Annotated in this window: 1 protein-coding gene; it reads left to right on the top strand. The window is 74.7% G+C overall.

Going from position 1 to position 1,517, the window contains the following annotated elements; translation table 11 throughout:
• The coding region (locus EAO75_RS13630) for a condensation domain-containing protein (protein WP_261989271.1) at positions 1 to 1,483 on the top strand (1,483 nt) is incomplete at its 5' end.
• Positions 1,484 to 1,517 lie beyond the last annotated feature (34 nt).

Genomic DNA, 1,517 nt, shown 5'->3' with positions numbered 1-1,517 from the left:
CTCCGCCCCCCTCTCCTACGCCCAGGAACGCCTGTGGTTCCTCAGCCGTATGGGCACGGTCCCCGGGACCTACAACATCCCCCTGGCCGTCCGCCTGACCGGCCCCCTCGACGCCCCCGCCCTCACGGCGGCGCTCGCCGATGTGGTGGCCCGGCACGCGAGCCTGCGGACCGTGTTCGCGGAGGCCGACGGGCTGCCGTCGCAGCTGGTGCTGTCCCCCGAGGAGGCTGCGGAGGCGGGCGCCCGTATGGAGGTCGTACGGCTGCCCGGCGAGGACGCTCTCACCGGCGCGCTCGCCGCGCAGGCCGCGCACCCCTTCGACCTGTCCGTCGAAGTACCGCTGCGCGCCCGCCTGTTCGCGCTCGGCGCCGACACCCACGTTCTCGCGCTGACCGTGCACCACATCGCCGCCGACGGCTGGTCGCTGGAGCCGCTGGCACGGGACGTCGCGGCCGCCTACCGGGCGCGGCTGGCGGGCGGTGCGCCGGACTGGAAGCCGCTGCCGGTGCAGTACGCCGACTACGCGCGCTGGCAGCGGGAGCTGCTGGGCGCCAAGGGTGACCCGGACAGTCTGATCGCGACCGAACTCGCCCACTGGCGCGAGGCGTTGGCGGGGCTGCCGGAGGAGCTGGAACTGCCCGCCGACTTCCCGCGCCCGGCCCGGGCCGGCGGGCGCGGCGGAAGCGTGGCGCGTGCCGTGCCCGCCGGGACCCACGCTCGCCTGGCCGAGCTGGCGCAACGCTCGGGCGCGAGCCTGTTCATGACGGTGCAGGCAGGTCTCGCGGCGCTGCTGACGCGGCTCGGCGCGGGCAGCGACATCCCGCTGGGCAGCCCGGTCGCGGGCCGCACCGACGACGCGGTGCGCGATCTGGTCGGCTGCTTCGTCAACACGCTGGTGCTGCGCACCGACACCGCCGGCGACCCCACCTTCACCGAGCTGCTGGCCCGGGTGCGGGAGACGGACCTGACCGCCTACGCCCATGCCGAGCTGCCGTTCGAGCACCTCGTCGACGAGCTGAAGCCGGCACGTTCGCTGGCCAGGCAGCCCCTCGTGCAGGTCGTGCTGGCGTTCCAGAACGCGGCCGATCCGCTGCCGGGGCTGGAGGGTGTCACGGCCTCCGTGGAGCCCGTCCCGTCCACCACGGCGAAGTTCGACCTCTCCTTCGAGGTGACCGAGCGCGCGGCGGCGGACGGCGGTCCGGGCGGCCTGGAGATCCTGCTGGAGTACAGCGAGGACCTGTTCACCGAGGCCACGGCGGACCGAGTCGCGCAAGCCCTCGCCACCCTCCTCATCTCCTCCCACGTCATGGACGAGGCCGAGCGCTGCCACCGCCTGCTCCTCATGCGCGAGGGCGAGATCCTCGCCGACGGCACCCCGGAGGCCCTGCGCACCCGCACGGGGTCCGAGACCGTCGAGGCCGCCTTCCTGCACCTGGTCGACGAGGCGGTCGCGGCCGCCCGCGCGAAGGAGACCACGCGATGACCACCACCACGAGCCCGACCACCACGCTCCGGCC

The organism is Streptomyces sp. UW30 (genome assembly GCF_008042075.1).
Classification (GTDB): domain Bacteria; phylum Actinomycetota; class Actinomycetes; order Streptomycetales; family Streptomycetaceae; genus Streptomyces.
Note: the sequence above shows the minus strand (reverse complement) of the source record. Positions and strands in the feature narration are given on the sequence as shown.